Source organism: Halorussus salinisoli (assembly GCA_005239435.1).
Lineage (GTDB): Archaea > Halobacteriota > Halobacteria > Halobacteriales > Haladaptataceae > Halorussus > Halorussus salinisoli.
This window is the reverse complement of record SZNP01000007.1, coordinates 92,683-116,074: the sequence shown is the minus strand read 5'-3', so window position 1 is coordinate 116,074 and position 23,392 is coordinate 92,683. Positions and strand designations below refer to the sequence as shown.

19 protein-coding genes are annotated in these 23,392 nt (G+C 67.8%); 11 read left to right on the top strand and 8 right to left on the bottom strand.

Going from position 1 to position 23,392, the window contains the following annotated elements; all coding sequences use genetic code 11:
- Nucleotides 1-129 precede the first annotated feature (129 nt).
- On the bottom strand, nucleotides 130-1,875 hold the full coding sequence (locus tag E2484_RS19220; RefSeq protein WP_137286815.1) for a thiamine pyrophosphate-binding protein: 1,746 nt from the start codon (nucleotides 1,873-1,875) through the stop codon (nucleotides 130-132).
- A 445-nt stretch (nucleotides 1,876-2,320) separates the two neighbouring features.
- Here E2484_RS19220 and E2484_RS19215 point away from each other — a divergent pair, with 445 nt between their 5' ends.
- From E2484_RS19215 to E2484_RS19200, 4 genes are read left to right on the top strand one after another with little or no spacing between them, the layout of a single operon-like run.
- The gene (locus E2484_RS19215) at nucleotides 2,321-5,326 is read left to right on the top strand and encodes a transglutaminaseTgpA domain-containing protein (protein ID WP_137286814.1); all 3,006 of its coding nucleotides are present in this window, start codon (nucleotides 2,321-2,323) and stop codon (nucleotides 5,324-5,326) included.
- The gene (locus E2484_RS19210) at nucleotides 5,326-6,033 is read left to right on the top strand and encodes a DUF7269 family protein (RefSeq protein WP_137286813.1); all 708 of its coding nucleotides are present in this window, start codon (nucleotides 5,326-5,328) and stop codon (nucleotides 6,031-6,033) included. The genes E2484_RS19215 and E2484_RS19210 overlap by 1 nt, the downstream gene beginning before the upstream one ends.
- Entirely contained in the window at nucleotides 6,030-7,424 is a 1,395-nt protein-coding gene (locus E2484_RS19205; protein ID WP_137286812.1) for a DUF58 domain-containing protein, read from the top strand. Before E2484_RS19210 ends, E2484_RS19205 begins: the two co-directional genes overlap by 4 nt.
- A 3-nt stretch (nucleotides 7,425-7,427) precedes the next feature.
- Entirely contained in the window at nucleotides 7,428-9,071 is a 1,644-nt protein-coding gene (locus tag E2484_RS19200) for a DUF7519 family protein (protein WP_137286811.1), read from the top strand.
- Nucleotides 9,072-9,615: 544 nt separating this feature from the next.
- On the opposite strand, the gene E2484_RS19195 is transcribed toward E2484_RS19200, so the two are convergent.
- From E2484_RS19195 to leuS, 3 genes are all read right to left on the bottom strand, one after another.
- Nucleotides 9,616-9,924: an Htur_1727 family rSAM-partnered candidate RiPP gene (locus tag E2484_RS19195; protein WP_137286810.1), complete on the bottom strand. Its 309-nt coding sequence runs from the start codon at nucleotides 9,922-9,924 to the stop codon at nucleotides 9,616-9,618.
- A gap of 121 nt (nucleotides 9,925-10,045) precedes the next feature.
- The gene (locus tag E2484_RS19190; RefSeq protein ID WP_137286809.1) at nucleotides 10,046-11,005 is read right to left on the bottom strand and encodes an AAA family ATPase; all 960 of its coding nucleotides are present in this window, start codon (nucleotides 11,003-11,005) and stop codon (nucleotides 10,046-10,048) included.
- 114 nt (nucleotides 11,006-11,119) lie between these two features.
- Nucleotides 11,120-13,819 (bottom strand): leucine--tRNA ligase, encoded by a 2,700-nt coding sequence (gene leuS / locus E2484_RS19185; protein WP_137286808.1) that lies wholly within the window; start codon nucleotides 13,817-13,819, stop codon nucleotides 11,120-11,122.
- Between the two features lie 133 nt (nucleotides 13,820-13,952).
- On the opposite strand from leuS, the gene E2484_RS19180 reads away from it, so the two are divergent.
- Nucleotides 13,953-14,900, top strand: a complete 948-nt coding sequence (locus tag E2484_RS19180) for a M48 family metallopeptidase (RefSeq protein ID WP_137286807.1) — start codon at nucleotides 13,953-13,955, stop codon at nucleotides 14,898-14,900.
- Between the two features lie 9 nt (nucleotides 14,901-14,909).
- On the opposite strand, the gene E2484_RS19175 is transcribed toward E2484_RS19180, so the two are convergent.
- Nucleotides 14,910-15,923: a hypothetical protein gene (locus tag E2484_RS19175; protein ID WP_170977426.1), complete on the bottom strand. Its 1,014-nt coding sequence runs from the start codon at nucleotides 15,921-15,923 to the stop codon at nucleotides 14,910-14,912.
- 141 nt (nucleotides 15,924-16,064) lie between these two features.
- Between E2484_RS19175 and E2484_RS19165 the strand changes: the two genes are divergently transcribed.
- The gene (locus tag E2484_RS19165; protein WP_137286804.1) at nucleotides 16,065-16,679 is read left to right on the top strand and encodes a plastocyanin/azurin family copper-binding protein; all 615 of its coding nucleotides are present in this window, start codon (nucleotides 16,065-16,067) and stop codon (nucleotides 16,677-16,679) included.
- Nucleotides 16,680-16,790: 111 nt separating this feature from the next.
- On the opposite strand, the gene E2484_RS19160 is transcribed toward E2484_RS19165, so the two are convergent.
- On the bottom strand, nucleotides 16,791-17,504 hold the full coding sequence (locus E2484_RS19160) for a homing endonuclease associated repeat-containing protein (RefSeq protein ID WP_137286803.1): 714 nt from the start codon (nucleotides 17,502-17,504) through the stop codon (nucleotides 16,791-16,793).
- Nucleotides 17,505-17,811: 307 nt separating this feature from the next.
- Here E2484_RS19160 and E2484_RS19155 point away from each other — a divergent pair, with 307 nt between their 5' ends.
- Both E2484_RS19155 and E2484_RS19150 read left to right on the top strand, forming a co-directional pair.
- Complete coding sequence (locus E2484_RS19155) at nucleotides 17,812-18,315, top strand: type IV pilin domain-containing protein (RefSeq protein WP_137286802.1); 504 nt, start codon at nucleotides 17,812-17,814, stop codon at nucleotides 18,313-18,315.
- A gap of 2 nt (nucleotides 18,316-18,317) precedes the next feature.
- Nucleotides 18,318-18,821 (top strand): type IV pilin domain-containing protein, encoded by a 504-nt coding sequence (locus E2484_RS19150; protein WP_137286801.1) that lies wholly within the window; start codon nucleotides 18,318-18,320, stop codon nucleotides 18,819-18,821.
- A 186-nt stretch (nucleotides 18,822-19,007) separates the two neighbouring features.
- Here the strand turns inward: E2484_RS19150 and E2484_RS25190 are convergent, their stop codons facing one another.
- Nucleotides 19,008-19,184 (bottom strand): hypothetical protein, encoded by a 177-nt coding sequence (locus tag E2484_RS25190; RefSeq protein ID WP_170977414.1) that lies wholly within the window; start codon nucleotides 19,182-19,184, stop codon nucleotides 19,008-19,010.
- 29 nt (nucleotides 19,185-19,213) lie between these two features.
- On the opposite strand from E2484_RS25190, the gene pabB reads away from it, so the two are divergent.
- On the top strand, nucleotides 19,214-20,713 hold the full coding sequence (pabB, locus tag E2484_RS19145) for an aminodeoxychorismate synthase, component I (protein ID WP_321112746.1): 1,500 nt from the start codon (nucleotides 19,214-19,216) through the stop codon (nucleotides 20,711-20,713).
- A 206-nt stretch (nucleotides 20,714-20,919) separates the two neighbouring features.
- Nucleotides 20,920-21,528, top strand: a complete 609-nt coding sequence (locus tag E2484_RS19140; RefSeq protein ID WP_137286799.1) for an anthranilate synthase component II — start codon at nucleotides 20,920-20,922, stop codon at nucleotides 21,526-21,528.
- A gap of 37 nt (nucleotides 21,529-21,565) precedes the next feature.
- Here E2484_RS19140 and E2484_RS19135 read toward each other — a convergent pair whose 3' ends face one another.
- A complete protein-coding gene (locus tag E2484_RS19135; protein WP_321112745.1) occupies nucleotides 21,566-21,973 on the bottom strand; it encodes a DUF7344 domain-containing protein in 408 nt (135 codons plus the stop codon).
- 119 nt (nucleotides 21,974-22,092) lie between these two features.
- Here E2484_RS19135 and E2484_RS19130 point away from each other — a divergent pair, with 119 nt between their 5' ends.
- Nucleotides 22,093-23,235, top strand: a complete 1,143-nt coding sequence (locus E2484_RS19130; RefSeq protein WP_137286798.1) for a pyridoxal phosphate-dependent aminotransferase — start codon at nucleotides 22,093-22,095, stop codon at nucleotides 23,233-23,235.
- Nucleotides 23,236-23,392: the final 157 nt, after the last annotated feature.

Below are 23,392 nucleotides of genomic sequence, written 5' to 3'. Positions count from 1 at the left end.
TCGTCACCGGGGGGACTTGATTTTGTGGTTACTGGCGAGAAATCAGGTGCCCTCGTGGTGGGCTTCGTTCTACTTCCACGAATCCGTTGTTCGTCGCCACTTACACGATGGTCGACCCGAATCCCCGATTCAGTCGTGAACCAGCACGTCCAGCACGTCCGGTCCGTCCCTGTCCAGTGCCTCGGCCAGCGCAGACCCGATTTCGTCGGGGTCCTCCACGAGACGGCCGCGAGCGCCGTGACTCTCGGCGTTCGCCGGGATGTCGACCGGTGGCTCGAAGTCCATGCCGACGAACTCGTAGTCGTCCTCGTCGCCGCCGAACAGGTCGAGCGCGTTGTCCTTCAAGATGCGGTAGTTGCGGTTGTCGGGAATCACGACCGTCAGGTCCACGTCGTAGCGAGCGGCCGAGTAGAGCGTCTGGGGGTAGTAGAGGTACGAGCCGTCGCCGATGAATCCGACCACGTCGCGGGGGTCGTCGGTCTGGCTCTCGGCGATTCCGGCACCGACCGACGCCGGGAGACCGTAGCCCAGTCCGCCGCCCTTGTTCGAGACGTACTGCTCCGGTTCGAAGGGCCACCGGGTCAGCATGGCGTACTTGGCGGTGACGCCCTCGTCCACGACGTAGGCGTCGGGAGCCACGTCGTGCATCGCGTCCACGAGTTGGGCCTTCGAAGCCCGTGGGTCGTCGGCCTTGTCTTCGCCCATCGCGGCCATCTGGGACTCGACCATCTGCTTGACCGTGCCGACGCGTTCGAGACGCTCGTCGCGGTCCTCGTCGGACAGGCGCTCTCGGAGGTGGTCGGCGAGTTCCGACAGGACGCGGCCGGGGTCGCCCACGACCGCGGCGTCGGCGGGTTGGTTCTTCCCGACCTGCCACGCGTCGTCGCTGACGTGGACGCAGGTGGTGTCCGTCGAGACGAGTTCGCGCTCGTGGCGGGTCAGCGTCGTGTTGGTCGAACACCCCGCGAAGACGAGGTTGTCCACGCCCAGCAGGGTCGAAGCGAGGTCCTCGTCCGGCGGAATGTAGGAGACCCACTGGTCGTGGCCGGTGGGGAAGTCCACCTCGCAGGCGAGAATCTCGCCGTGGACCCGCGCCCCGGCGCTCTCGGCGAATTCGACCGCGGCCTCGACCGCGTCGACGCCCGAGCGCGCCACGCCGTCGCCGACGACGAGGGCCACGTCCTCGGACGGGTCCGTGAGGAGTTCCGCGGCGCGCTCTATCTGCGTCGGGTCGCCCCGGCCCGCGTCGGGAATCTCGCCGAGACGCTCCGGGTCGGCGTCGGTCGCGGTCATCATCACGTCGAGCGGGAGCGCCAGAAACACCGGGCCGGTCGGCGGCGTGAGCGCGACCCGGAACGCCCGCCGGAGCATCGTCGGCAGGGCCGACACGTCGCCCACCTCGGCGCTCCACTTGGCGAACTCGTCGGCCATGTCCACGAGGTCGCCGGACAGAATCGGCTCCTCGTGGCGGAAGTCGGTGCTGTGGTTTCCGGCGGTCACGACCAGCGGCGCGCCCGCCACGCTCGCGCCGTAGAGGTTGCCGAGGCCGTGGGCTAACCCCGGCGCGACGTGGAGGTTCACGACGCCGACGGGCATCACGGGGTCGTCGTCCTCGCGGCCGTCGTCGTCCCCGTCACGTTCGACGCCACCGTCGCGCTCGGCGCGGTCGGCGTGGTAGCGCCGGGTGCTGGCGTATCCGGCGGCCATCCCGACGGCCACGTCCTCGTGGAGTCCGAGGACGTATTCGAGGTCGCTGTCGCCCAACGCCTTCATCACGGGGAGTTCCGTGGTTCCGGGGTTGCCGAAGACGTTCGAGACGCCGTACTGCTCCAGCGCGTCCACGAACAGGTCGGCTCCGGTGTACTCGTCGGTCATGAGTGTGTCGTTCGCAAGCGTACGTGAAAGATGTTCGTCTCGCCACGCCTCGACGTTGGGTGTGGAACGGTTTCGTCGTGTTCGAGAAACATATAGTCGTTTATCAGTACTTTATATATTGCTTAGAAGAAGAATTACACGCCCTTCACGGCGGTCGTGGGAATCAGTCACCTCGGCGCGCGCTGGCCCCCGAATCACGGAATAACTGCACAGCACCGCCAGCGAAAACTCTGACGAGCCTGCGCTCGCTTCGCTCGCGGAGACCACAAACCGTGGTTTCTGTCAACCCTCTGGATCTCCACCAGTCTTTTTACGTGTCTCTGTGCACGTTGCATCCAGACTCTGCGCGAGGGTCGTCGCGTCGACGACCGAAGTCCGCGACGACCCTCGAATCGACCGTCAGCCGACGCCTGCGACCCGACCGCCGACCAGTTCCAAACCTCCCATGTCCGAGAAGTCCTCGCCCCTGTTGCCCGACGACGAACAGACGCGCGACCGACTCCGCGCCGCGCTGGCGCTGTGTTGCGTCCTCGCGGTCGTCCTCGCGGGCACCGTCGTCCCCGCCGTCTCGGGTGCCGGACTGGGTCAGACGCCGCTCGGGTCCGTCGTGCCCCAACCCAACGTCAACCCCTACGGCCCGTCCGGAGGCGGTGGCGGTGGTCTCGGGAGCGGCGGCGGTCTGGGCGCGCTGAATCCCGGCGACCAGACCTCCGTGGGTGGGTCGCTCGCCAGCGACGAGAGCGCCTTCCGGTCCCAGAACGCCGAGACCCACTTCACGGTCCGGAGTTCGACCGCGTCGTACTGGCGGACCGGCGCGTACGACACCTACACCGGGTCGGGGTGGGAGAAGTCGGGCGACCGACGACCCTACACCGGTCCCATCGAGGGCGAGGGGATTCGTGGCCGCGAAGTCGAGTATCGCGTCACTCTGCGCCAGCCGGCCACCGCCCTGCCGAGCGTCTGGCGGGCCAACTCCGTCTCTCAGACCGGTAGCGACTCGCTGTCGGTCACCGACCAGCGCGCGTTCGTGACCGAAGACCCCGTGCCCGCCGGGACGACCTACTCGGGCGTCAGCCACCTGCCGGCGCGCGACCCCGCGGTTCTCCGGACCGCCGGTCGGAACTACCCCGCCGAAATCGAGCGCCGGTACACCGCGCTCCCCGAGGAGACCGACCGCCGGGTCGGTCAGTTCACGGACGGACTCACCAGCGACGCCGGGTCGCCCTACGAGTCGGCCAAACGAATCGAGGCGTGGCTGGAGTCGAACAAGAACTACTCGCTGAACGTCTCGGAACCCGCGGGCGACGACGTGGCCTCCCAGTTCATCTTCGACATGGAGAAGGGCTACTGCGAGTACTTCGCCACCTCGATGGTCACGATGCTCCGGTCGCAGGACGTCCCCGCCCGGTACGTCGTGGGATACTCGACCGGCCAATCGGTCGGCACGAACACCTACCGCGTCCGGGCGATGAACGCCCACGCGTGGGTCGAAGCCTACTTCCCCGACGTAGGCTGGGTCCGCTTCGACCCGACGCCCGGACAGGCCCGATTGGAGGCCGAACAGCAGGCGTTCGAGAACCAGACCGACGCCGACGCGAGCGAGTACGACCCCACCGAGTCGGGCAGCCCCGACGAGGAGTTCTCGCCGAACGAATCTGACGACGACGCGACCGGCGGGCAGAGCGGAACCGGGACGACCGCCGGAGGCGGAACGCCGAGCGACCTGGGAACCGCCACGCCGGACTCCAGCACCGCCACCGCCTCCGGAACCGCCACGGAATCGGGCACCGCGACCGACTCCGGGTCCTCGACGGCCACCGACGGAACTGGCGAAACGACCGACGAGACCACCAGCGACGGTGACGGAACGACGGACGACGGGACGACCACCAGCGACCCCGAGGATTCACGGTCCGAAACTCGGTACGAGGTCCGACTCAACCGCACCCCGGTCCCCGGCGCGACCGTCGAGGTCACGGTCAGCGACAACGCGACCCTCGCCATCGGCGTCCCGGTCTACTTCAACGGCGAGCGCGTCGGAATCACCGACGACTCGGGAACCGTGACCGCGCAGGTCCCCTACGCCGAGCAACTCCGAATCTCCGTCGGCGGCAAATCCGGAGAGGAGGCCGAGTCGATGACTTCGCCTCCCGCGAACACCGAACCGATGGCGATAGCCCCGCCTCCCGCGAACTTCGACGCGCCGATGGCGCTGAACGGGGGGCCGCCGCGCGCGCTGTCGCCCGAAACGCTTGCAATCGGAACGCTCTCGCCCGGAAACGAGAGCGACGGCAACGGTACCGAGTACACGCTGTCCACGAACGCCACGCTCACGATTTCGGGCGACGTCGCGACCGGAAACGTAGTCGTCGTGACTGCGACGGTCCGAGACGTGCCGGTCCGGAACGCCGACGTGACCCTCGACGGCGAGTCGGTAGGCACCACGAACGAGAAGGGCCGCGTGGAGGTCCGACTCCCCGACTCGCCCGGAAACGTCACCATCGCGGTCTCTCGCGGTTCGGTTACGGGCGAGCAGACGGTCTCTATCCCGCGTCTCCGGGTCGCCGTGAGTCCGGCGCTCCCGGTCGCGCTCCCCGGAACGCCGGTCGAAATCTGTGCGACCTACGGCGGCGACCCCCTCACGAACGCCAGCGTCGGCGTCACGGGCGTCGCGGACGCGAATCGAACGACCGGTATCAACGGCACCGCCACCGCCTCGCTCCCGTTCCAGGGGAGCGCCGAGGTGGTCGTCTCGGCCCGCGGCCAGACCCGCAGGACGACCGTCTCGGGCCTGTTCGTCAACCTCGCGGGCGTCCTCGGCGGGGCCGCGCTGGTCCTCGGCGCTCTCGGCTTCGCGGCCTACCGCCGGGGAGTCGGGCCGCGGCGACTCCTCGCGGTTCTGCTCGGAGCAATCCGAGCGATTCCGGACCTCGTGGTCGCGGCGCTGTTCGGTGCGGCAGACCGCCTCTCGTGGGCGGTCCAAACCGTCGTCGACGCCCTCCGCGACCTTCGGGCGGGCGAGACCACGATTGGAGAACTCCTCGCCCGACTTCGGGCGTGGCTCCGCGAGCGTGCTCTGGCGGCCCGCGAGCGCGCGTCCCTCGACGCCCTCGCTGGCAGTACCCTCGCTGGCGGTTCCGAGGCGGGTGCGCCCGCGTCCGAGGACGACGGCTCCTACCGCACGCTCCGAGAGGCCTGGGAGTCGTTCCTCCGCGTCGTCTCGGTCCGGCGGCCCGCGGCCTCGACGCCCGGCGAACTCGCCGACCACGCGGTCCACGAGGACGACCTGCCGCCCGGCCCGGTCGTGACGCTCCGGGACGCCTTCCGCGACGTGGAGTACGGCGCACGCTCACCCGGCGACCGACTCCCGCAGGTCGAAGACGCCATCGAGGCCATCGAACGCGCGACCCGGACCGAGGACGAGGACGCGGAGTCGGGAGGTGACGACTGATGCGCGCCCGCGTCCTCGGCGCACTCGGCGCGCTCGTGACCCTCGCGGCGGCCGCAGTCGTCGTCTCGCCGGGCCTCGCCGACTCGTTCTCGGCGGTCGTCGGCGTCCTCGAATCCCGAGACCCGAAGCGACTCCTGCTCGTCCTCGGGTCTGCCGTCGGGCTCTACGCCGCGTGGGCGGCCCGCACGAGTTCGCCCGCCCGACTCCCGACAGACGGCCCGGCGGCCAGATTCGCCGACGCGGACGCTCGCCCAGAGTCGGTGAGTGCGGCCGACCACACCCTGACCGGCGAGGCGTTCGACGACCGGGTCGCGGCGGCCTGCGCGGGCGACGACCGCGCGCTCCGGACGGTCCGTTCGACCCTCGCCGACGCCGCCGCGAGCGCGCACGCCCGCGCCGCCGACTGCGCGCCCGAGCAGGCCCGGCGAGCAGTCGAGACCGGCGCGTGGACAGACGACCCGATCGCCGCGGCGTTCCTCGCCGGAGCCTCCGGACCGCAGTTCTCGGTGCTGGCCCGCCTCCGGGCGTGGCTCGACCCCTCGGCCGAGCGACGGCGGCGCGTCGAGCGAACCGTCGAGGCGGTGGGCCGAGTGCTGGACGGCGAGGAGATGGACGAGCAGGCGTTAGACGAGCAAGAAGGCGGGTCAGTCGATACCGACGCGACCGAGACCGACGCGAGCGAAACCGACGCGGGAGGAGAGCCATGAACCGCGACAGAATCCCGCGCTTCCGCGGCGCGCTCGCCGGGACGCTCCTGCTGACGACGCTCGGCCTGCTGTACGCCGAACCGCGACTGTTCGCTGTCGCGGTCGTCCCGCTGGCCTACGTAGCCTTCGGCGCGCTCTCGTCGCTGGCGGGCGCGACCGAACCCGAAATCGAGCGCGAGTTCGACGCCGCGAGTCCGCCGCCGGGTTCCGAAGTCGAAGTCACCCTCACGGTCCGGAATCCGGGCGAGTCGGCGCTCTCGGACGTTCGAGTCGTGGACGGCGTGCCCGACGAGTTGGCAGTCGTCTCGGGGTCGCCGCGGGCCGCGGTCGCGCTCAGGGCGGGCGAGGAGGCGACCGTCTCCTACTCGGTCGTCGCCAAGCGCGGCGACCACGAGTTCGGCGACCCCGCGGTTCGGGTCCGGACCGCCAGCGGGACCGACCGCGCGACGACGGCGATTCCGGCCGCGGGCGAGACGACCCTCTCCTGCACGCGGTCGGTGTCGGACCCGCCGTTCGGTCGGGCCTCGCCGCGCCGGGCCGGGACCCACACGACCGATTCGGGCGGCGAGGGCGTGGAGTTCCACTCCACCCGCGAGTACCGGCCCGGCGACCCAATCGGCCGGGTCGATTGGCGGCGGTTCGCCAAGACCGGCGACCTCACCACGGTCGAGTTCCGCGAGGAGCGGGCGGCCCGGACCGTCGTCGTGGTGGACGCCCGGCCCGTCGCCCGGACGACTCCGAGCGCGGGCTACCCCAACGGCGCGGAACTCTGCGCGTACGCGGGCGAACGACTGTACGATTCCCTGACCGCGGCCAACGTGGCGACCAGCGTCACCGCGGTCGGTCTCGGCGACGGCGACGTGACGGGCGGGCTTCCGGCCGACGACCTGCCGTGGGCGGCCTCCGACGCCGACGGCGCGAGCGCCCGACTCGTCTTCGAGGCGGTCGGCAGCGCGGCCGACCGCGATTCGCCGACCTACGTCCCCGGCGACGGGACCGAATCGGGCGACGGACCGACCCCGGTCGCGAGTCCCGGCGCGACCACTGCGACCGCGGACGGCGGAGCGCCGACCGACTCGGCGGTCCGGCGACTGCTCGCCCGACTGTCCGCCGACGCGCAGGTCGTGCTGGTCTCGCCCGTACTGGACGACTGGCCGGAGTCGCTGGCCCGGTCGCTCTCGCTCCGGGGCCACGACCTCGCGGTGCTGAGTCCCGACGTGACCGGCGGCCGCGTTCCCGAAGGAGAGCGTTCACCCGGCCGAGCGGTCGCCGGAACCCGCCGGGAAGTCCGGCTCTGGGACCTCCGGACGACCGGCGCGACCGTGGTGGACTGGGACGTGAACGATCCGCTCGGAATCGCACTCGAACGCTCGCTGAGAACCCTGCTCTGACACATGACAGAATCCCAACTCGACGACGCCGCGACCGACCTCTCGGAGACGAACTGGGCACCGACCCGCGCGAGTACCGCAGTCGCACTGCTCGGCACTGCTGGCGGGGCGGTGGCGCTGAGTGCCGCGGCGGGCGTCACGACGGGCGCAGTCGTCGCCGCGGCCGGGGCGATCTGTCTCGCGGTCGCGCTCTGGTTGCTGACGTTCGAGCGGTGGCGCGTGCCCGCGGCGTTCGCGGCGAGTCTCCTGCTCGTTCCGGCGGGCGCGGGCGTCGCGGCCGGAATCGGCTACGAGTCGCTGGTGGCGTTCGCGGCGTCGTTCCCGGCGGCCTCGCCGACGCGCGTCGTGGGCCAGATACTTCGAATCCTCGGCGTGATGTCGGTCCTCTGGGGCTGTACGGTCGGGGTCTTCGGAGCGGCCGCGTCGGTTCGCGGGGTCGCCACCTCCCGGTCGGTCTCGCGGTGTCTGGGTCTCGTGACTCGGGTCGCGCTCCTCCCGGTCGGTCTGTTCCTCGCACTCGCCGGACACGCGCTGGTCACGAACCTCGAACTCGGCGTTCTCGGGGCCGTGGGCGAACTCGTCTCGGCGGCGACCGACTGGCTGCTCGCGCCCGAACCGGGTCAGGTCCACCTGGTCCAGTTCGGCCTCCTGGTCGTGGCCGCGGGTTTCGCCAGCTATCGGGCGCTCCACAACCTGCCGACCAGCGAACTCGCCGGCGATGCGTCGGTCGGCGAGGTCCGGGTCGCCGACGCGATAGCCACGCTCCGGCGCAACCTCGGCAGGTTCGTCGGTCTCGCCGCGCTGGCGGTTCCGCCCGCGTTCCTCGTCGAGTTCTCGCTCCCTGCCGAGGTGGTCCCGAGCGTCCTCCCCGGCGCGGTCCACGACCTGCTCGTGGCGGTCACCTCTTCGCCGGGGCTCCGGACCCTGCTCTGGTGGCTCGCGCTCGTCGCGAGCGCGCTCGCGGGAGTCGCCGCGCTCGTCCGGCGGTCCTCGCGCGCCTCGACGCAGGACCTGCTGGTCGGCTACGCGCCCTTCGTCGCGGGGATGACGGTCGTCGCTGGCGTCGGCGTCGTCCACCGGCCGGTTCTCGACGCTCTCGTCGGGTTCGTCGCCGGGCGACTCGACTCGCCTCTCTCGGGCCGGTTCCGCGACCTCGCGGGCGGCGTCGCGGAGTTCTACGGCGCGGAGACGGTGGTCCTCGGTCTGACGGCGGGCGTGCTGGTTCTGGCCGCGGGCGCGATTCTCGCGCTCTACCTGTCGTTCGCGCTCCGGTTCGCCTCCGATCGGGTGGCAGGCCCGGCGCTGGCCGGTGGCGGTCTGTTCCTCGCGGCGTCGTTCGCCGGGACGCTCGACACGTCGCTGTGGGTCGTCCTCGGCGGCGTGGTCGTCGCGCTGGTGGTCTGGGACGCCGGGGAGTTCGCCACGACGCTCGGGTCGGAGGTCGGGCGACGGGCCGAGACCCGGCGCGTCGAACTGCTCCACGGTCTCGCGGCGCTCTCGCTCGGCGGGGTCGCGGCGCTCGCGGCGACGGGACTGGTCCGGGTGATTCCCACGGGGACGGCCTCCGGCGGGGAGTTGGACGGTCTCTCGGTCGCGCTGTTGGGTGCCGTCGCGGGCGTGGTCCTGCTCGTGATGGCGCTTCGATGAGATTCGGCGGCGGTTTCCGAGAGGAAGGGGTCGTTGTCGGAGTGGCTAGTTCGTTCTTGAAAGCCCTCGTCTGGCCGCTTCGACCCGCGTAGTGACAGCACGACAGCGAGTGAGGGAATTTTGGTTTCGAAAGCCCCCGCCCGGTCGCGGTCGCTCAGCGACATATCCTCGTTCGCTTCGCTCACTCGGATAGGGGTCGCTGAGACGACCATGTAAACGCGACCCGGCGGCCCCTTTATCCACCCGACGGTGGTTTGGTCCGCCGGTCGTCGCTCGGTGGACTGTTTCACCCCGGCGCGCGCTGGCGCGGCTTTATGCCGCGCCAACCGCGCGAGGGAGTCGGCCGCCTTGCGCGGCCGACGAGGTTGGGGAGGTGTGAGGCCGTCGCGGTGCGGTGCCGTGCGGTGGCGGTGGACTCCGTGGCTCAAGAGGGACGAACACCGAGAGGAATTAACAAATAAATATACTAGTTGGAATATTAAATAAGAATGTAAAGGAAGGCTAAAAACGCCTATCGGAAACAAAAACCAGCCTCCGAACAATATCAAAGTTCGTGCGTCCGTCCTTCGGTCCCCGACTCCGGAACTGACAGGTCCGCCTCCGAAAGGTCCCCGTTCTCTACCGCTTCCGCCGAGAACCGCCGAATCTCCCCGGCCGGGCAGACCCAGACCTCGTGGGCGTACCAGCAGAACAGTCGGGTCGCCTCCTCGTGGGCCGCCTCTGCGTCCTCGGCCCGGACGGTTCCGACGTAGCGCGGCGGGTCGTCCGACTCGTCGCGGGCCAGTATCTCCCACGCCGGGTCGGCGTCCGGCCGCGACTCCTCGACCTTCGCGCGGCGTGCCTTCTCGACCATGTGCGGCGATTGGTCCGCCGGGGAAAGTCTCCTCGGGCGATTTTCGGTGGGTGAGAACGCTCCCGATGACGTTCGGCCAGCGACTCAAGGGGCCGGAACAGCGCGGAGGGAGTCGTCGAAACTACACGGAGGACTTCACGGCCGGAACCTCCACTCTATCCAGCACGTCCGCGACGACTTCGCTCCGGTCGGTTCCGCGGACCGTCGCCTCGTCGGTCAGGACGAGTCGGTGGGCGAAGGTGGGTTCCGCGACCCGCTTCACGTCGTCCGGGACGACGTACTCTCGGCCCGCGATGACGGCGCGGGCCCGGGCGGCCTCGAACAGGCGCTGGATGCCACGCGGCGAGACCCCCACGTCCACGCGGTCGTCCTCTCTGGTCGTCCGGCCGAGCGCGACCACGTAATCCCGGAGTTTGTCGTCCACGCGGACGGATTCGAGGACGCGCTGGATGGCCGCGACCTCACGGCCGTCCACGACCGACTCGACGCTCGGAGCCTTCGCGGTCCGGTCGGCCCGTCGGTCTACGAGTTCGCGCTCACCGCCGAAGTCGGGGTAGCCCATCGTGGTCTTGACGATGAAGCGGTCGCGCTGGGCCTCGGGGAGTCCGAAGGTGCCCTCCTGCTCGACGGGATTCTGCGTGGCGAGGACGAAGAAGGGGTCGGGGAGTTCGTGAGTCGTCCCGTCCACCGTGACCTGCCCCTCGCCCATCGCTTCGAGCAGGGCGGCCTGCGTTTTGGGTGGGGCCCGATTTATCTCGTCGGCCAGCACCACGTTGGCGAAGACGGGACCGGGGGAGAACTCGAACTCGCCGGTGCCCTCGTCGTAGACGTTCGACCCCGTGATGTCGGCGGGGAGCAGGTCGGGCGTGAACTGGATGCGCGAGAACGACAGGCCGAGCGCGTCGGCGAAACTCCGCGCGGTCAGGGTCTTGCCCGTGCCCGGCACGTCTTCGAGCAGGACGTGCCCGCGGGCCAAGATGCCGGTCATGACGGTTTCGAGGAACTCCTCGTCGGCGATGACCGCGGAGCTTACGGCGTCGAGAACGCGCTCGCAACGCTGTGTCGCCGTGGGTTGGTCCATGGAACTGGCGTCGAAGTGAGAGATAAAGAAGGTTCGGCCTTCGTGTGGTGGTTCGGAGTAGTCGATAGCGGCGACGGAACAACCGGAGAGAAGACGGTGGAGAAAGCCCCCGGACTACTCCGCGATGTCGATTGCGGGGCGGCCGGGTTCTGCCTTCCGGGCGAGGTCCGGGTCGGCTTCGTCGGCGCTCTGGACCACCACGTCGGCCCCGAACTCGCGTTCGAGGAGCCACGCCGCGCGTTCGAGGGCCGCGCGCTCGCGCTCGGGAGAGAGTTGCTCGTCCAGCGCCTCGGACTGGGCCGCGAGGTCCTTGGCGAAGTCGGCGGCGTCCTCGCCCTGCTGGCGGAGTTGCTCGTCGCCCATGATGGTGCCGACCACGTTTCCGTCGGCGTCCATGGCGATTTCGTGAGCGCGGTGCTTCCACTCGGGCGCGACCGCGAGCGTGACGGTCTCGGGGTCCTCGATGCCCACGGTGTCCACGATGTCGCGCACGTCCTCGCGGGTGTTCTCCACGAGGCGGCGCTCCACGTCGTAGTCGTCGGGCGCGTCGGCGTCGGGCCAGTCGGCCTCCGCGAGGAGTCCCTCGTTGCCCAGTCGCGCCCAGACCTCTTCGGTGAGGTGCGGCGCGACAGGCGAGACGATTTTCACCGTCGTCACCAGTCCGCGCTCGAAGGTGTCGGCGTCGGGCGTGGTGTACTCCCGGTAGCGCCGCAGCAGCGAAATCATCTCGCGGACGGCCTGGAGCGCGTGGTTGAACCGGAACGCCTCGTACTCCTCGGTCGCGGTAGCGATGGTCGCGTCGATTTCCCGACCGACGTACTCTGCGACGGCCTCGGCAGACTCGTCACTCGCGGACGCGTCGTTCGCCGTAACCTCACCGTCGGCGTACTCGTCGGCCAGCCTGTAGACGTTCTGGAGGAACTTGTAGGCCGACTGGACGCCCTCGGCGCTCCACGCGAACTCCTTCTCCGGCTGGGCCGCCTCCATGATGAACAGGCGGGCGGTGTCTGCACCGTACTCGTCGATGATGCGCTGTGGAGAGACGCCGTTTCCGCGACTCTTGGACATCTTGTTGCCGTCCTCGCCCAGCACCATCCCCTGATTGGTCAGTTCGGTGAACGGCTCGCGCACGCCCGAGAGGAGGTCGATGTCGTCCAGGACCTTCGTGAAGAACCGGGCGTAGAGCAGGTGCATCACGGCGTGTTCGATGCCGCCGACGTACTGGTCGACGGGCATCCAGTCGGTGGCCTGCTCGGCGTCGAAGGGGGCCGAGTCGAGGTCCGGCGAGACGTAGCGCAGGAAGTACCACGACGAGTCGACGAACGTGTCCATCGTGTCGGTCTCCCGGACTGCGTCGCCGCCGCAGTCGGGGCACTCGACGTGCTTCCACTCGTCGGCGGCGTCCAGCGGGTTACCCGTGGTGTGGACGAATTCGGGCAGTTCGACGGGCAGATTCTCGTCGGGAACCGGCACGTAGCCACACTCGTCGCAGCGAATCATCGGGATGGGCGTCCCCCAGTAGCGCTGGCGCGAGATGCCCCAGTCCCGGAGGTTGTACTCGGTGCGGTGTTCGCCGTCGAACTCCTCGACGAACCGCTCGCGGGCCTCCTCGCTGGTCAGACCGTCGAACTCACCGCTGTTGACCAGCACGCCGTCTGGGGTGTAGGCCTCCTCCTGCACGTCCACGTCCTCGGGGTCGGTCTCTGCGTCCGGGGCCGGTTCCACGACCTGCTCGATGGGGATATCGTGGGCCTCGGCGAACTCGTGGTCGCGGTCGTCGTGGGCCGGGACGGCGTACAGCGCGCCGGTCCCCACGTCGGTCAGCACGTAGTCGGCGACGTAGACCGGAATCTCCTCGCCGGTCGCGGGGTTGACGGCGTACTCGCCGGTGAAGACGCCGGAGGTCACGTCGAGTTCGTCCTCGTCGGCGTGTTCGGCCTCGTGGATGTACTCGGCCACCTCGTCGTTCTCCTCGGCGATCTCCTGCGCGACCGGGTGGCCGGGTGCCAGCGAGAAGAACGTCGCGCCGTGAATCGTGTCGAGTCGCGTCGTGAAGATGTCCACGTCGCCGTAGCCCGGAATCTCGAACGAAACGCTGTCGCCCTCCTGACGGCCGATCCAGTTGCGCTGCATCTCCCGGACGTTGGCGGGCCACCCGTCGAGGTCGTCCAGCGCCTCCAGCAGTTCGTCGGCGTAGTCGGTGATGGTGAAGAACCACTGGTCCATCTCGCGCTGTTCGATGGGTGTGTCACACCGCCAGCAGAGTTCCGCCTCGCCCTCGACCTGCTCGTCGGCGAGGACGGTCTCGCAGGACGGACACCAGTTGAGTTCGGCGCTCTGGCGCTCCACGAGGCCCTCGTCGCGGAATCGCTTGAACAGCCACTGGTTCCACTGGTAGTAGTCGGGGTCGCAGGTCGTGATTTCGCGCTCCCAGTCGTAACCGAATCCCATCGCCTTCATCTGCTCGGTCATGGAGTCGATGCACTCCATGGTCCAGTCGCGCGGGTTGGTGTCGCGCTCCTCGGCGGCGTTCTCGGCGGGCAGGCCGAACGAGTCCCACCCCATCGGGTGGAGGACGTTCTCGCCGCGGAGTCGCTCGAACCGGGCGTAGGCGTCGGTGATGGTGTAGTTCCGGACGTGACCCATGTGGAGGTTCCCGGAGGTGTAGGGGAACATGGCGAGGACGTACTCGGGGTCCTCGGCGGAGTCGTCGATGCGGAACACGTCGGCCTCGTCCCACTCTCGTTGCCACTTCGGCTCGACCTCGGTATGGTCGAAGCCTCGCTCGCGCTGCTCTCCAGAACCGATAGTCATTATACCGAAGTTCGGGTGACGACGATACTATAGCTTTCCCTTCTGCCAGACGGCGTCAGACCGCCGAGACCGCTATCTTCCGCCCTCCGCCCCGACCGTCATCGCCTTGCTTACCCCGCCCTAACCGTCACGCATGCGCCGAGTCGGCCTCCGCGCCCTGATGGTCCTCGTGGGTCTCTCGCTCCTCGTCGTCTACGCGGGCGTCGCGTACCTCGGGTATCGGCTGCTCGCGGTAGTTTGGCTCGCGCGCGCCGACCTGCTCGAAATCGTCCTCTTGACCGCCGGACTCACGGTCGCGCTGAGCTACCTCAGCTACCGGTTCGGGACGATTCAGCTCCTCTCGCGCGTGGACGCGGCCGACCTCCCGCGGGGTCGCGCGCCCGAGGTCCACGCGCGACTCGACCGACTCGCCGACCGGATGGACGCGACCCGGCCGCGCCTGCTCGTCGGGCGAATCGGCGCACCCAACGCGATGGCGCTCGCCGGGGCGCGCGGCGGCGTGGTCGTCCTCGACCGGTCGCTGTTCTACCTTCTGACGGCCGACGAACTCGAAGCGCTACTGGCCCACGAACTCGCCCACCTCGAAAGCCGGGACAGCCTCGTCCAAACGCTGGCCTACAGCACCGGCCAGTCGCTCGTCTGGGTCGTCGTCGCGCTCGCGCTCCCGTTCGTCCTCGTCGGGACGGGCCTGCGCCGGGCGTTCGACTGGCTTCGGGGTCGCCCGCCGGCCGACGCTCTCGCGCCGGTCGCGGCGCTCCGGCGCGGCGTCGGACGGGCCGTGATGGTCGGATTCGTCGCGCTCACGCTCGTCCTGCTCGCGCACTCGCGCAAACGCGAGTACGCGGCCGACGAGCGCGCGGCCGGGGTCACCGACCCCCTCGCGCTCGCTCGCGCCCTCCGAAAGATAGAGCGCGCGACGAAGCCTCGCCTGAAGATGCGGTCGCCGCTCTACGTCCGCGGGGACGAGGAGGGCGCGCTGACGCGACTCCTCTCGACCCATCCCGAGATGGACAACCGCATCGACCGACTGGTCGAGCGCGCCGACCACGAGCGCGGCGCGGCGTCCATCGAGGTTCGATAACCGCGGGCGTCAGGGCCGATACTGCCCGGCAGAGAACGGCGCGACGCTCGCGGTCTGCTGGGCGACCCACGCGAGTCGGAGGACGAACGCGAACAGGATGGCCAGCGGCGCGAATCCGACGGTGAACGCGAGGGCCACGACGACGTAGACCGCCAGCGTCGGGACCGCCGACGGGCCGAGCGCATTGTAGAACACGAGCGCGAGACCGCTGACGACGATCGCCGGGACGCCGACATACAGCAAAATTCGGGAGAGGTAGGCGAGTTCCTTCTGGACGTACACCGTCTTGAAGTAGTTTCGCGCCACGTCTATCTGGAGCAGGTGTGTTTCGAGTTCGTCGAGTCGGTCGCCGAGGTCGTCGGGCAGAGAGTCAGCGTACTCGTCTCGGATAGCGGCGATATCCTGGAGTTGGCCCGCGTGGTTCGTCGCTATGGTGGCCGAGACCACGCTGAAGATGCCGTCGTCCGCTTCGAGCGCTCGACCTACGAGCGACGCGTCGGCGAACAGCGACGAGGTGAGGTCGTCGAGGCGTTCGCGCAACTCCTCGTCGGTGACGGTGGCCGTGGCCTCCCCGACTCGATGGGTCTGGGACTCGACGTGTTCGTGGAGAAAGCGAAGGAACTGCGCGGGCGACTTCGGACTGGCCGCGACGTCGGTGGTCTCCTCCACGTCGGCCCGGTACTGGGCCGCCCCCTGAATGCGTTCGCTCAGGGTACCCGGCGCGCCGAGTTCCCGGGAGAGGACGAGTTGGTTGATGGAGAGAACGACGGTGACGAGCGTCAGGTCGCCCGTGACGAGCGAACTGAACAAGAAGTACATCGGACTCGCGGGCCGGAGGGCGGTGAAGCCGAACGACCACACGAGCGCGAGCAGGGCCACCAGGACGCTCGCGAGAACGCCGCCCGCGACGACCAGGCGGTTGCCCTCCACGAGGAGCCAGTTCGCCGCGCCGCCGGTCTGGCGTCGATCCTCGCTCTCGGCATCGAACGTCGCGGTAGCGTCCCGTCCGGTCTGCTCGGACACGCCGTTCGGTACGTTCGCGGTCCGGAAAAGCCGTTGGGCAATCGGGTCCTCCTCGCCCCCACCAGCGGTGGGTCGCCGGACGGTCGAGGAACGATTCGGTCGGCCGTGCGCTTATTCCGCCTCGGCGCGCTAGAACGAGTCATGAGACGGCGAACGTTCCTGAGTGGCGTGAGCGCCGTCGGGGTGGGCGGACTCGCAGGGTGCGGTGCCCCGACCGGAGGTAACGAGACCGAGACGACGGCCGGTGGCGACACCACGACCGAGACTACCACGGAGGCCGGAACGACGGAAGGTGAGGGGACGGAAGGCGGGACGACGGCGGACGAGCAGGGGGCGCAGGGCAGCGGGCCGATTGCGATGATTACGGATGGGAGCGAGTACTACTTCGACCCAATCGGCCTGTTCGTCCAACCCGGAACCACCGTGGAGTGGGTCAACGAGTCGGGCGCACACTCCTCGACCGCGTACGCCGAGGGGACCGGTGGCGCGAGCGTGACCCGGATTCCGGAGGACGCCGACCCCTGGAACAGCGAAATCATCTCGGAGGAGGGCGGGACGTTCAGCTACACCTTCGAGGTCGAAGGGACGTACGACTACTTCTGTATCCCGCACAAGACGCTCGGGATGGTGGGCCGAGTCGTCTGCGGGGAACCCGGCGGTCCCGCAGAGGGGAGCATGCCGCCGGACGGCGACGTGCCCGAGAGTCAGGCCATCGTGGACCAGGGCGCGATTTCCTACGAGGAGTTCTCCGGTTGAGGGTAGTGCGGGGAGGCGGATAGCGCGGGGAGGCCGTAGCGCGGTTATCGCGGGCGGCACAGCTATTGCGTCTGTCGCGTCGTCCGGACGACGGAGGAATCGGCGGCTAACTCACTCGTTCAGCGCCTGCTCGCGCGCGGCGGAGAAGGAATCGAAGCGGTCGTAGTAGATTCGGAGCGAGTAGGTGCCCCGCTCGCGCACGTCCTCGGTCGTCGGCGGTTCGCCGAGTTCGTCCGCGAGTTCTCGGAGGGCCGCGAGCAACTCGTCGTTCGAGACGCACTGGCGGTCGCCGTCGAGGTCGGCCTCCGTGAGCGCCTGTCGCCACGACCCGAACCGACGGTGGTAGGTCACGGGCGCGTACTCCCCGCGCTCGTCCATCTCCGCCGCCTTCGGTGCGCGGCCGAGTTCGTCGGCGAGGCGCTCTATCTCTCGGAGGAGTTCGGCCTCCGAGATGCCGTCGTTGGTGTCGAGCATCGCCTCCTGTAGCGCCTTCGACCAACTGCCGAATCGGAGTTGGTAGGTGCGATTCGAGTACTCGCCGCGCTCGGTCATGTCGCGTTGGGTCGGGGGCTTGCCGAGTTCCGTGTAGAGTCGCTGGAGTTCCGCCAGCAGTTCTCGGTCGGGGATGCGCTTGCTCCCCATTTCCTCGGGGTCGAGTCCGGCGGCCTCCAGCGCCTCGTTCCACCCCCCGAAGACCTCTTGGTAGCGCTTCGGTGCGTACTTGCCCTTCTCGTACATGTCGACCACAGTAGGAGTCTTTCCGAGGCGGGCGGCCAGCGACTGAAGCGCGGACCGAAGCGTCTCTGGAGAGACTTGCTGGCTCATTGGCTGTAGATACGTATCCCCTATCTTAAATTTGCGCGTTCTCCCGATCATCGGTTTAGTAAGGTGCAGTCGGTCGTAACTTTCACGAGCGTATCAAGTTCTATAATCGTATTTTCAAGTAAAGAAGTATTTATATATGGGGCCTGAGAACGGAGGAAATAAGCACGTGTCACCGACAGAGAAGTGCCGGGCTGGGGCGGACTTAGCGGTCCCCCGCCGACGAGTATGCGTTGCTCGCCACCTCAGATAAAGGGTGTGGCCACTTCTCAAACGTGATAACGTGCGGGAAAACGGAGACATACGAAACATGAACATCAAAGCACTCTTCGAAGACGACGGCGCGGTCTCGCCGGTCATCGGCGTCATCCTGATGGTGGCGATCACGGTGATTCTGGCGGCGGTGATTGGAACGTTCGTTCTCGGTCTCGGCGACCGAGTGAGTCAAGCGAGTCCGAACGCGCAGTTCACATTTGAATACACCCAACACGGTAGCGATGATGCCGTGAATATCTCCCACGATGGTGGAGACGGTGTCGAAGCAGAGCAGTTGACAGTGACTATTGACGGCATGAACGCGTACAACGATAGCAGTATCAACAGTACGCCAGGACCGGGGTACACTAATGCTCTATTTGCGGATGTCAGCAACGGTTGGACCGATAAAATAACTGCCGGTGATGAACTCTCCATTGCAGAAGGCAGTTCAGCCTCCGGAGACCCTATCGAAGACGGTGACACCGTGAAGGTCATCTGGACGGCCTCAGGGAGCGACAAGACCGCAGTCATCGGCGAATCCGAGGTCTCGCTCTGACGATGGAACTGAAAAACGCACTCAAGTCGTTCGTCGGCGGTGACGAAGAACGAGCGGTCAGTCCCGTCATCGGCGTCATCCTGATGGTGGCGATTACGGTCATCCTCGCTGCCGTCATCGGGACGTTCGTCCTCGGTCTCGGCGACCGAGTAAGTCAGGCAAGTCCGAACGCGCAGTTCACGTTCAAGTATTCTCAGGATGCAGTCGGCAGTAACGATGCCGTCAACATCACCCACGACGGTGGTGACGGTGTAGAGTCGTCGCAGGTGAACGTCAGTATCGACGGTACGAACGCATGGGGCGCTGAAACCGGTGCAGATGGCGACAACAACTTCAAAAGTGGCGGAAGTAGTTGGAGCGACAAAATCACCGCTGGTGATAGCGTTTCCATCGCTGAGGACAGCGACGATTCCAAAATTAAGGATGGAATGACTGTCAAAGTCATCTGGAGCGCATCCGGAAGCGACAAGACCGCGGTCATCGGCGAGTCCGAAGTCAACTTCTAACCGCCGCGCGACTTTCCGATTTTTCGCGTCGATACCGACGACCAGTCTCCAGATAGTCCCGACTCCGAATCGGAGTGACGCATTTCGACAGCGGGCATGGAGAAATATATTCTATTCTACTACATCTACATATACGAGTTAAGAACTCTCTTATATGTTCTAAATAAACTAAAATATTGCTCACGTTCAGGAACAGCAGGTGGTCGTCAGCACCCACTCCAGCGTCCGTCGCGGCGTCGAGACCAACTCTCTGAGATTGTCGGCCAGCACGGGACGCATGCCATCGACACGGTGCCGAAATGGGTCGAGCGATTCGTCCGAGTCGATGGCAGTGTAGCGTCGCCGACCCGAAAACCGATTCACAGATAACTCCCGGTTCAGTACGTATCGGTGTGAGCGAGACGCGAGCAGTCACGCCCCGCGGGGAGTTCGAACGACTCGCGGCCGAACTCGACGCTCAGGCCCGAATCCCGGTCGAACTCCGGGTAGAGGTCGGGGACCCGTACGACGCCTACCGGCGGGCGCGCGACGACGAGGGCGGGGTGTACCTCGAAACCACGGGCGGGCAGGACGGTTGGGGCTACTTCGCCACCGACCCCGAGCGGTGGGTGAGGACCGACGCCACGCCGGACACGCCCGGAGGCTTCGACGCGCTCGACGGCCTGCTCGCCGACGAGCGACTCGTCCGCGGCGACTGCGAGGTGCCGTACCCCTGCGGCGCGTTCGGGTGGTTCTCCTACGACCTCGCCCGCGAGTTGGAGGACCTCCCGGATACGACCGACGACGACCGGGGACTCCCGCGCCTCCAGTTGGGCGTCTACGACCGCGTGGCGGCGTGGCGCGAACCCCGCGACGACGGGCCGACCGAACTCCGAATCATCTGCTGTCCGCGGGTCGAACCCGGCACGGCCTCGGCCACCGCGGATTCGGCCGTCGCGGACGCGTACGACCGGGCGCTCTCCCGCGCCCGCGAACTCGCCCGCCGAGCGCGCGAGGGCGACCCGACCGCAGGGGACCCTCCGGCCGACGCCGAGGCGGCGACGTTCCGCAACGAGGTCGGCCACGAGGAGTACGCCGACCGAGTGCGCCGAGTCAAGGCGTACGTCCGGGACGGCGAGACGTTTCAGGCCAACGTCTCCCAGCGACTCGTCGCGCCCGCGGGAGTTCACCCGGTCTCGGCCTACGCCGCCCTCCGGCGGGTCAACCCCGCGCCCTACTCGGCGCTGGTGGAGTTTCCGGGCGTGGACTTGGTCAGCGCGAGTCCGGAACTCCTGATAGACTGCGAGGGCGACCGACTCGTGACCGAACCCATCGCCGGAACGCGCCCACGAGGGGAGACCCCGGCCGAGGACCGCGCCCTCGAACGCGAACTCCTCGACAGCGAGAAGGAACACGCCGAGCACGCGATGCTGGTGGACCTCGAACGCAACGACCTCGGGAAGGTCTGCGAGTTCGGGTCGGTCGAGGTCTCGGAGTATCGCCGCATCGACCGCTATTCGGAGGTGATGCACACCGTCTCGAAAGTCGAGGGTCGACGCCGACCCGACGCCTCCCTCGCTGACGCCATCGCCGCGGTGTTCCCCGGCGGGACCATCACGGGCGCGCCCAAGCCCCGGACGATGGAGATAATCGACGAACTCGAATCGACCCGGCGCGGCCCCTACACCGGAGCTATCGGCGTGGTCGGTTTCGACCAGCGCGCGACTTTGAACATGACCATCCGGACGATGGTCCGGGCGGGCGAGCGCTATTACCTCCGGGTCGGCGCGGGCATCGTCCACGACTCGGACCCCGACGCCGAGTACGAGGAGACGCTGGACAAGGGCCGGGCGCTCGTCCGCGCGATGGACGACGCGCTGGACGACGAGGCGGAACTCCGAGTCGAGGACTGAACTTTCGCAACCGAACGCCGTCGGCGCGCACTGGAGCGGCTTTGTTCCGCGCCAACTGCGCCTGGGCGTCGGGAACGGACGTGAGCGACTGCTTCACGAACTCACGACCTAACACTCCGACAAAGACCGGCACGGAGTTCCGAAGGGGATTAGCCGCTTCACGACCAACCAACGACCACGAACCCGAATTTCCGAACTCCCAAGCAATGTCCGTTCTCGTCATCGACAACTACGACTCGTTCGTCTACAATCTCGTCCAGTACGTCGGCGAGTTCGACCCCGAGGTGACGGTCCGGCGCAACGACGCCGTCACCGTCTCCGAGGTTCGAGAACTCGACCCCGACGGCATCGTCGTCTCGCCAGGACCGGGAACTCCAGAGGACGCGGGCATCTCCATCCCGCTGTTCGAGCGCACCGACTACCCCATCCTCGGCGTCTGTCTCGGCCATCAGGCCCTCTGTGCCGCCGAGGGCGCGGCGGTCGGCCACGCGCCCGAGGTGGTCCACGGCAAGCCCTCGGTCGTGACTCACGACGGCGAGGGCATCTACGCGGGCCTGCCCGAGACCTTCGAGGTGGGGCGCTACCACTCGCTGGCGGTCGAGAGCGAGGACGTGCCCGACAGCCTCGAAATCGCGGCCCGGACGGTCAGCGACCGAGACGCCGACCGGCGAAGCGTCGTCATGGGGGTTCGCCACCGCGAGCGACCGCACGTCGGGGTGCAGTTCCATCCCGAGAGCATCCTGACCGACGCGGGCAAGCGACTGGTCGAGAACTTCTGCGAGTTCTGCCGGATAGGTAGGACATGTGACACGTAGCGAGTCCGCGACGGGGTCGAACGTAGGAGGGAAACAGTTAGTCGGACTCTTCGCGCCGGACGTGTTCGAGCCACTCGTCCAGCCACGCGCGACTGCGATAGCGGACAGTACCGCGCTCGGGGTCGTAGGCCACGACGCCGTGTGACTCCAGTTTCGGCAGGTGAACGTGGTGGAGTTCGACCGTCAGCGACTGGGCGTCGGTCTCGTCGTCCAACTTCGCGGCGATGTCCTCGGCGAGCGAGTCGAGTCCGACGCTCTCCTCGTCGGCGAGGTGGTAGAGCGCGTCTCGACGGAGCGGTTCGGCGAGCAGTTCGAAAGCGGCGTCGAGCTTCTCCGAGGGTTCCTCCCCGGTGTGCAGGTCCGCGGTCGGTGCGGGTTCCGGCGTTGGGACTCCGGTCGCGTTTCCTCCCGTCTCGGACTTGGCCTCGCTTGGGTTTTCAGACATAGTTCTCGGAGGAGTCGTACTAACAGACTGGGTTCGTCGGTAGATAAGGCGACTGCATGCATTGTCATGGTCGTCATCGTATCCCGAACGTTAACTCCCCGGTGCCCAAACACGGAGACGTGTTCTCCGACATCGCGTACCTCAACTGGATTACCGGGAGACCCGCCAAAGCCGAGTTCGACCTCGGTTCGTCGGATCTCCGTCGCGCGCCGCCCGAAAACAGTGCGGTGATTCCGCAGGCGCTCACTGCGACGCGGACGCCCGAGACCACCGTGGAGGTTCAACTCGCGGCGATATACGGCGTCGAACCCGAGAACGTGCTCGTGACCGCAGGTGCGACCCACGCCAACCTCCTCGCGGCCGCGACTGCGCTCTCGCAGGCCGAGGACCGTGCGACGACCGCCGACGACTCCGCCACGGCCGACGACGAGTCCGAGGCGACCGAGACGAACCGCGTACTGGTCGAGAAACCGGGGTACGAACCGCTGCTGGCGACGCCGGAGGGCATGGGCGCGACCATCGACCGGTTCCGCCGACCCGACGAGGAGGAGTACTCGCTCGACCCCGAGCGCGTCTCGGGCGCGACGGTCGAAAACTCCGCGCTCGTCACGGTGACGAACCGCCACAATCCGAGCGGTCGCCGGACCAGTCGTGAGACCTTCGCCACGGTCGCTCGTTACGTCGGCGAGGAGAGCGCGAAGTTGCTCGTGGACGAGGTGTACGCACCGTTCGACACGGAGTCCGGAGACGGACCCTTCGGCGGCCCCTCCGCGGTCGGACTTCCGAACACGGTCGTCACGAGTTCGCTGACCAAGTTCCTCGGCTTCGGCGACCTGCGAATCGGGTGGCTGATCGCCGACGCGGAGTTCGTGGCTCGCGCCCGGTCGATAGACCACCACTTCGTTCCGGTCGCAGAACCGAGCAGGCGACTGGCCCGGCGCGCTCTCGCGGACGCGGACCGACTCGCCGACGAGTCCCGCGAGCGCATCCGGGCGAACCACGAAGCGCTCGCGACGTTCGTCGCCTCGCGCGAGGACCTCTCCGGCCGGGTCGAACCCGGTTGCCCCTACGCATTCCTCCGCCACGAATCGGCCGACGGCGACGACGTCGTCGATGCAGCGTGGGAGAACGGCGTGCTGGTCGTCCCCGGTCGGTTCTTCGACGACTCCGACTCGTTCCGCATCAGCGCGTGCCAGGACCTCGCGACGGTCCGGACAGGTCTCGACCGCTTCGCCGACGTGCTGGACTCACTCACCGCGTGACGCCGCTCGCGGTGGTCGATGGGTGGTAATCGGTGTGTCGTGTTCGGCGGGAGACGGGCGGTGGTCGGCGAACACTGGTCGGCCAACACTGGTCACCGGAATCAGACCTGATTTCTAGACACGACTATAGAATACTAAGAGAAAGAAAGAAGATTCT